Source organism: 'Chrysanthemum coronarium' phytoplasma, assembly GCF_000744065.1.
Taxonomy (GTDB): domain Bacteria; phylum Bacillota_I; class Bacilli_A; order Acholeplasmatales; family Acholeplasmataceae; genus Phytoplasma; species Phytoplasma asteris.
In genome coordinates this window covers 1-583 of the sequence record NZ_BBIY01000159.1, presented here as the reverse complement: position 1 = coordinate 583, position 583 = coordinate 1, and the positions used below count along the sequence as shown (strand labels likewise).

The following is a 583-nucleotide window of genomic DNA, read 5'->3' as shown; positions in this document are numbered from 1 at the left end:
TGTTTAAATTAAACCTTGAAGGGATTTATAATTTTTTAGATTGGCACAATTATGCCCAAACTTTTGCCCCTCAAATCAAAGTCATACACCAAAAATTACATCAAGACCAACATCTAAAAGAAAAATATTTGGGTTGGTTATAACTACCCTTACATTTTGATTTGCAAGAACTTGAAAAAATGAAACAACTAAAAAATTCCCACCCCAATTTAGATGTTTTAGTAGTAATTGGCATTGGAGGCTCTTATTTGGGCGCCAAAGCAGGAATTGAATTTTTGCAAACGCACTTTAAAAAAACTAAGCCAGAAATTCTTTTTGCAGGTCATCAAGTATCAGGCAATTACTTAACTAATTTGCTCCATTATCTTAAAGACAAAAATTGAGCAATTAATGTTATTTCAAAATCAGGTACCACTTGGGAACCAGCCCTTGCTTTTAGAATCTTGAAAAAAGAAATAGAAGAAAAATACGGCAAACAACTTGCCAAAAATCGTATTTTTGTAACCACTGACAGCCAAAAAGGCGTTTTGTTAAATTTAGCCCTTAAAGAAGGTTATCAAATATTTGTTATTCCTGATTCTGT

1 pseudogene is annotated in these 583 nt (G+C 32.1%); it reads left to right on the top strand.

The window, feature by feature from the left end:
* A pseudogene (locus OYV_RS05610) lies at positions 1–583 on the top strand (glucose-6-phosphate isomerase); the annotation flags it as partial.